7 protein-coding genes are annotated in these 6577 nt (G+C 64.8%); 3 read left to right on the top strand and 4 right to left on the bottom strand.

What is annotated here, in order from left to right; genetic code table 11:
* The 4 genes from OXU42_08640 to OXU42_08625 form a co-directional block, all read right to left on the bottom strand.
* Window positions 1–421: cupin domain-containing protein (locus tag OXU42_08640; GenBank protein MDE0029449.1), on the bottom strand; the 421-nt coding region annotated here is incomplete at its 3' end.
* Window positions 422–530: 109 nt separating this feature from the next.
* Window positions 531–1544, bottom strand: coding sequence for a protease modulator HflC (hflC, locus tag OXU42_08635; protein MDE0029448.1), 1014 nt, complete (start codon window positions 1542–1544; stop codon window positions 531–533).
* Window positions 1541–2578 carry an FtsH protease activity modulator HflK gene (hflK, locus tag OXU42_08630; GenBank protein ID MDE0029447.1) on the bottom strand — a complete coding sequence of 346 codons (1038 nt, stop codon included), beginning with the start codon at window positions 2576–2578 and terminating at the stop codon, window positions 1541–1543. The genes hflC and hflK overlap by 4 nt, the downstream gene beginning before the upstream one ends.
* A 76-nt stretch (window positions 2579–2654) precedes the next feature.
* Window positions 2655–3644, bottom strand: coding sequence for a lysophospholipid acyltransferase family protein (locus OXU42_08625; GenBank protein MDE0029446.1), 990 nt, complete (start codon window positions 3642–3644; stop codon window positions 2655–2657).
* Between the two features lie 244 nt (window positions 3645–3888).
* Here OXU42_08625 and OXU42_08620 point away from each other — a divergent pair, with 244 nt between their 5' ends.
* The 3 genes from OXU42_08620 to OXU42_08610 all read left to right on the top strand — a co-directional run bounded on the left by OXU42_08620 (window position 3889) and on the right by OXU42_08610 (window position 6558).
* Window positions 3889–4866 (top strand): tripartite tricarboxylate transporter substrate binding protein, encoded by a 978-nt coding sequence (locus tag OXU42_08620; GenBank protein ID MDE0029445.1) that lies wholly within the window; start codon window positions 3889–3891, stop codon window positions 4864–4866.
* Window positions 4867–5029: 163 nt separating this feature from the next.
* Entirely contained in the window at window positions 5030–5464 is a 435-nt protein-coding gene (locus tag OXU42_08615) for a carbon monoxide dehydrogenase subunit G (GenBank protein MDE0029444.1), read from the top strand.
* Window positions 5465–5538: 74 nt separating this feature from the next.
* A complete protein-coding gene (locus tag OXU42_08610; protein ID MDE0029443.1) occupies window positions 5539–6558 on the top strand; it encodes a TRAP transporter substrate-binding protein in 1020 nt (339 codons plus the stop codon).
* Window positions 6559–6577: the final 19 nt, after the last annotated feature.

Raw genomic sequence — 6577 nt, 5'->3', positions numbered from 1 at the left:
CCCGGTCGCCCGAGCCGTTGAAGTGCTGGTAGGTGGCGTTCACCGGGATGGCGAAGAGACTTCCCTCCTGCCACTCGAAGCTCTGCCCCTTGCCGTTGCCCTGCCACAGGGTGGTGGCGCCGCGGCCGGAGAGCACGTAGACGAGTTCGTCGTAGATGTGCTTCTCAGGGTTGAGGCTTTTCCCCGGCGGGATCGACACCACGAAGGCGTCGTCCAGGTAGCCGGCTCCCTCCAGGTTGATGTAGACGCCGTGGCCGCCCTTGCGGTCCCACCACTTCATCGGCACTTCCTTGAGGTCCTGGACGAAGTAGCCCCGGATCACGTCCACACCTTGGGATACCACCCAGCGGTCGTAGGGCGTGTCCATCACCTCCGCGTTCTGGTCCACGCGCTCGAAGTTGCCTAGACTTTCGATCTTCATGCTCTTCCTCCGGGTGCTTCGACCTCGCTCGGTTTCGACGAGCTCCGGACGAACGCGTGGGAGCGCCGCGTGTCAGCCCAAGGCGGTGATGCCTTCCGCGTGCCGAGGACTACGGTCTGGCGTCGCCGGTGTCGGCGCTGGCATCCGTTGAGGTCGGCAAGGGCTCGCTCGCGTTGGCGGGCTGCGGGTCGTCCACCGGGGTGCTCGATACCTGGGGGACCGCCGCCGGCGCCGCGACCGCCGGCAACTCGCCGATCTGCGCGCTGCCCAGGTGCCGGAAGAGCGGGGACCCCTCCGACAGGATGGCCGTGCTCTTCTCCGGCAGGAACTTCTCGTAGGCCTCCAGGCTCCGGGTGAAGCTGTAGAACTCGGGGTCCTGTCCGTAAGAGTCGGCGTAGATGGCCGTGGCGGCGCCGTCGCCCTCGCCGCGGAGCTTCTGGCTCTCCCGGTAGGCTTCCGCCAGCAGGATGGTCTTCTCCTTGTCGGTCTGGGCGCGGATCTTCTTGGACTCCTCCTCGCCCTCGGAGCGGTAGCGCTTGGCGATGCGCTCGCGCTCCGCGCGCATGCGCTCGAAGACGCTCGTCTGGACCTCGGAGGGGAGGTCCGCGCGTTTCACCCGGACATCGACCACGGTGACGCCGTATTCACTCTTGGCCTTCTCGGCGGAGCGCTTGGCCACCGCCTCCATGGCGGCTTCCCGCTGTTCCGCAATGATTTCGGCGAAGTTTCGCGACGCCAGTTCCTGCCGCAACTCGGAGAACACGATGTCGTCCAGCAGCAACCGTCCCCGCTGCTCGGTCAGGGCGGTCTTGAAGAACTGGAAAGGATCGCTGATCCGCCACCGCGTCACGTGGTCCACGATGACGCGTTTCTTGTCCAGGGTCAGATAGTCCCGCGGCTGGGCGTCGCTGGCGAGGATGCGCCGTTCGTACATGGTGACGTCTTCCAACAGCGGGGTCTTCCAGTGAAGCCCGGGCTCCCGCACCGCACGCTTGAACTTTCCGAACTGGGTGACGATGGACTGCTGCCACTCGCCCACTACGAAGAACGGGCGCACGGGCGGGAACAGCAGCACCACCACGACGGCGCCGACGAGGATGCCGGTGATGTAGGACCGGTTCATTGCTTGCCTCCCGTTCCGGGAAAGCCCGGCATGCCCTTGAGGGGCAACAGCGGCACGACGTTATTGGCCCCTTGGGAGTCCATGATGATCTTGTCCACGTTGGGGAGCACGCGCTCGATGGCCTCCAGGTGCATGCGTTCACGAGTCACCTGGGGGGCCTTGCGGTACTCGGTCAGCACCGAGGTGAAGCGCGCCCCGTCGCCCGTGGCCCTCAGCGTCCGCTCCTGCTTGTAGGCCTCGGCCGCCTGGAGGATTTCCTGGACTTCGCCGCGGGCCTTGGGGATGAGGTCCTCGCGGTAGCCGAGGGCTTGGTTGATGAGCTTCTCGCGGTCCTCGCGCGCCCGCACCACCTCGTCGAAGGCGTCCTTGACCTCGCGCGGGGCTTCGACGGTCTGGAGTTTGACCTCGGTGATCTGAATGCCGGACTGGTAGGTGTCCATGAGTTCCTGCAGAAACACTTGAGTCTCGTTCTGCACCCGGTCACGGCCCACCGTCAGGACCTCCTCGATGGTGGTGTTGCCCACGCGGCTTCGCAGCGCCACCTCGGTGGCGGCCTGCAGGGTGTTCACGGGATCCCGGAGCTTGAACAGGAACTTTTCGGGTTCCTTGACGCGGTACTGGACGGTGAGTTGGGCGCTGACGATGTTCTCGTCGCCGGTGAGCATCAGGGACTCGGCCGGAATGAGACGCACCAGGTTCGGGCGCACGGGGTTGCTGCGGAAGCCCACCTCAAGGCGGCGGATCTCCGCCACGTTGACCTTGCGCAACTCCTCGATGGGCCACGGAATGTGGTAGTTCAGGCCGGCGGTGGTGATGCGCGTGACCTTGCCGAAGCGCGTCACCACGCCTTCCTCGCCGGGCTGAATGGTGTAGAAGCCGCTGGCCAGCCAGATCACGGCAATGGCACCCGCGATGAGGAAGGGCACTCCGGACTTCAGGAAGTTGGGCAACTCCGGCAACCGCGAGAGCAGGTCTTCCCAGTCGGGTCCGCTCTGTCGCCGCCGGCCCCAGGGGCCCTCGGATCCGCCTTGCATGAATGACTCCTTTTGTTCCTATCGCCACCAAGCCGAATTCACGGGAACCATAAGAATCTATCATTGCGTCGTGGGGTCAGGCAACGTCCTTCGGTGACGGCCGCCCGTCCCGCCGCGGGAGGTCCACCGTGAGCCAGTACCATTGATCCGGGTAGCGTCGCACGAGATCTTCCAGAAGCCGCATGATACGGTCGGTGTTGGCGGCGACGTCGGCGCCCAGATCCCCGGTGCGTTCCATCTCCATCTCCGGTTCGATGATCAGTCGCAGCCTCCCGGAATAGCCGCGTACGAGGTAGACGGGCAACACCGGCGCCCGTGTGCGCAGCGCCAGGCTCACGGCGCCTCGGGCCGTTCGCACGGGCTGGCCGAACAGGGTGGTTTCCAGTTCACCACGCTTGAGGTTGTCGGCCAGCATTACGATGGTGCCGTTGTCGCGGAGAATCCCCAGTATCCGCTTGACCGCCTCCCGGCGCGGAAGAGACGGGATGAGTTCGGTGAAAAACGAGCGGCTGTGGTGCAGCACCAGGTTCATCAGCCTCTCGTCGTCGAGAAAACGCATCAGGCAGTGGACAGGATACCCAGCCGCTCCCATGGCGGCGGTGAGGAGCGCGAAGTTGCCCAGATGGAAACTCAACGCGATGGCGCCGCGGCCCTTGGCGAGGGCCGCTTCCATGTGTTCCCGCCCCTGCACCTCGAGGACTCCCGACAAACGCTCGGGATAGCCCATCTGCACGAGGCAATCGAGAATGTTTTCCGCGATTCGTCGCTGCACGCCCCGAGCCAGACCGCGCTTGGCCGCCGGCGTATACGCGTCGCCGAACGCCGCGTCCATCACGTTGACGATGCGCCGGCGCGAGACCGCGCACAGGGCAAGACACCTGAGCACCGGGGTGAACAAGCGCATGAACCACAGCGGCGGCAGCGCCCGCATGATCTGGACGAGCAAACGCCAGAGTCCTTCCCACGCGCGGTAGACGAGCCAGCGAGTGGTCGAGACGCGGCGGGCCGCCGGCTCCGCTTCGGATCGGTCCGCGGGCCGGCTGGCGGTGTTAACCGATTGTGGCAAACCGTTCTCCGGAAGGCTGGGGACGCGTGCCCGGGGGGCTGATCTTGATACAGCACCAGGAAACGCCGGGAATGTCAAACAAAAACGGACTGAACGATCTCAAATGATGAAAATCGGCCTCATCTCGGATGTCCTCGGCGTGGTCGCCGTTGACACGCGAATCGGCGGTGTGATAACCTCGCGCGCTTTATAGTCACGGAAGCAGTCGTTTTTCCACGAGATTCACGAAATGCAAGGAGGCAACATGATGCGCCGATACTGTTTGGCCGTGTTGGCGGCGGTGTTTGTCGTTGTGGCGGCCACGCAAGGTTCGTTCGCGGCGGACGCAGAAAAGTACCCGAACAAGCCGGTTACCTGGCTGATCAACGCCTCCCCGGGCGGTGGGTTCGACCTGCACAGTCGAGCGGTGGCCCGCGTCATGAGGAAAAAGCTCGGCGTCAACATCATCATCAGGAACGTGCCGGGTGCGGGGGGCATCATCTCGTGGAACCTGCTGTCCGCCGCCAAGCCGGACGGCTACACCATCGGCATCGTCAATCTGCCGGGGGCCATCGTCAGCCAGTTGTTCAAGGACGTGCAATACAAGTTGAGGGAGTTCAGTTGGATCGGCCGCATCTCCGCGGGTCAGTACGTCTGGGCGGCGGGAAAACAGTACAATCTCAAGACGCTCGAGGATTTCCAGAAAGCCAAGGAGGTGCTGATCACCGAGTCGGGTTACGGCACCACCGGCTGGGTCACCGCCGCGCTGACGGCCGCGACCATGAAGTTCAAGCCCAAATTCATCATGGGTTACGGCGGCGCTCCAGCCTCGAACATGGCCATCGTCCGCGGTGAGGGGCACGCCCGCGGCCTGGGGCTGGACTCTCCGGGTCAGATGGCCTTCGTCAAGGACGGGTCGCTTGTGCCCACCTGGGTCTATCTCGAGAAACGCGACCCCCGGCACCCGGACGTGCCCACCGTGGGCGAGCTCGGCTTCCCGCAACTGAGCGTGCTGGCGGCCAGCCGGGTGGTGGCCGCGCCTCCGAAGATGCCCAAGGACCGCATGGCGGTGCTCATCAAGGCTTTCCGTGAGGCCATCGAGGATCCCGAGACTCAGGCGGCGTTCAAGGGCATGAAAGCCAAGACGCTGCCCGTTTACGGCGACGACTGGCTGTCCGTGATGCAGACCCAGTTCGAACTGATCCAGGCCAACGCGGAAGTCTTCAAGAAGGCCCTCAAGTAGCGCGCGGACCGGCACACAAGCGCATCCGGTCCGGCTTCGCCATCCCGCGCGGCGGTTCGGGTGCTTGAAACGGAAAGGGGCGAGTCTGTCGAAGGCTCGCCCCTTTTTGGCTTCGGGCAAATGCTGTTAAGATGCCCGGTTCAAGATCATCAAGGAGGCGTGCATGAAGATCGAAGGCAGCTATCAGTTCAAGGCCCCGCGCGAGCGCATCTGGGAGATCCTGCAAGACCCGCAGATCATGGCGCAGTGCATGCCCGGGTGCGAAGGCATGGAGGAGGTCGGGCCGGACGAATTCGAGGCCACGGTGAAGGTAGGCATCGCGGCGGTGAAGGGCAACTACAAGGCCAAGGTCGCCATCAAGGACCGGCAGCCGCCAAGCCACTATGTCCTGAGCGGGTCGGGGTCCGGCGGTCCCGGGTTCATGCAAGGAGATCTGGTCATCGATCTGGAGGACAACGGTGACGCGGGCACCACGCTGCGCTACTGCACCGACGCCAAGATCGGCGGCCTCATCGCCGGCGTGGGCCAGCGCATGCTCGGGGGCGTGGGCAAGATGATGGTGAACCAGTTCTTCAAGAAGATGGAGGGTTTCGTCTAAGGTTGTGCCTTGTCGCGCGCCGGGAACTGTGATGTAATCGCGACCCGTTCCGTAAGCTGCATACAGGGAGGTCGATGATGTCGAACCTGCGTCTGAGTCTCTCTTGTTCCGCCGTGGTTTTCGCGGCTTGTCTGCTGGTTTCCGCGCCCCTCGCCGCGCAACCCGTCACCATGAAGATCGGGCATGCGACCACCAAGGGCGCGTACGACAACTGGGCCGACACCTTCAAGGCCGGCCTCGCCGAGCGGGTCGGCGACCGCATCAAGGTGGAGGTCTATCCGCTGAGCCAGCTCGGGGCCATACCGGCCATGGTGCAGGGCGTTCAGCTTGGCACCATCGAGATGGTGATGACGCCGCCGGCGTTCCTGTCCGGCGTGGATCCGCGCTTCGGGGTGCTGTCGGCTCCCGGCATCTTCGAGGATCTCATGCACGGCTTCCGCACCGTGCACGATCCCGCGTTCAAGAAGGCGTACTGGTCCATCGGCGACGCCAAGGGCCTCAAGATGGTCAGCATGACCTGTGACGCGCCCACGGACTACGCCACCTCCACGCCGATCCGCAAGCTCTCGGACTTCGAGGGCCGCAAGCTCCGGGTCTTCGGCAGCAAGCTGGAGATCGAGACCATGCGCCGGCTCGGCGCGGCGGGCGTGCCCATGCCGCTCTCCGAGGTGGTGCCGGCCATCCAGCAGAAGACCATCGACGGCAACAAGGCGGGCATCACCATCTTCGTGCCCTTCAAGTACCAGCGCATCGCCAAGTACGTGCTGACGCCCGGCGAGGGGCTGATCTGCAGCGGCCGCTTCGTGAGCAAGGTGTGGTTCGACAAGCTGGCCCCCGACCTCCAGAAGGCGATCCTGGACCAGGCGCTGGCCACCGATCCGCTCAACCAGAAGTGGACCCTCGGGTTCGTCGACCGGATGTACAAGATCTGGGTCAAGGCCGGCGGCGAGCTGGCGGAGCTGTCGGCAGAGGACCAGGCGGAGTTGCGGCGGCGGCTTTCCACCGTGGGCGACGACGTGCTGAAGGACCGTCCGGCGGTGCTGGAGACCTACCGCGTCATGAAGGAGGCGGCCAACCGGACCCGCGGCGGCTGAGGCCCTCGTGACGGGCCGA

The organism is Deltaproteobacteria bacterium (assembly GCA_028818775.1).
Classification (GTDB): domain Bacteria; phylum Desulfobacterota; class Binatia; order UBA9968; family JAJDTQ01; genus JAJDTQ01.
The sequence above is the reverse complement of the archived record's forward strand: the minus strand, read 5'-3'. Positions and strand labels throughout refer to the sequence as shown.

Coding starts and splice junctions, on each gene's coding strand:
- hflC (MDE0029448.1), bottom strand. CDS start 1,544: ATGAACCGGTCCTACATCACCGGCATCCTCGTCGGCGCCGTCGTGGTG.
- hflK (MDE0029447.1), bottom strand. CDS start 2,578: ATGCAAGGCGGATCCGAGGGCCCCTGGGGCCGGCGGCGACAGAGCGGA.
- OXU42_08620 (MDE0029445.1), top strand. CDS start 3,889: ATGATGCGCCGATACTGTTTGGCCGTGTTGGCGGCGGTGTTTGTCGTT.
- OXU42_08615 (MDE0029444.1), top strand. CDS start 5,030: ATGAAGATCGAAGGCAGCTATCAGTTCAAGGCCCCGCGCGAGCGCATC.
- OXU42_08610 (MDE0029443.1), top strand. CDS start 5,539: ATGATGTCGAACCTGCGTCTGAGTCTCTCTTGTTCCGCCGTGGTTTTC.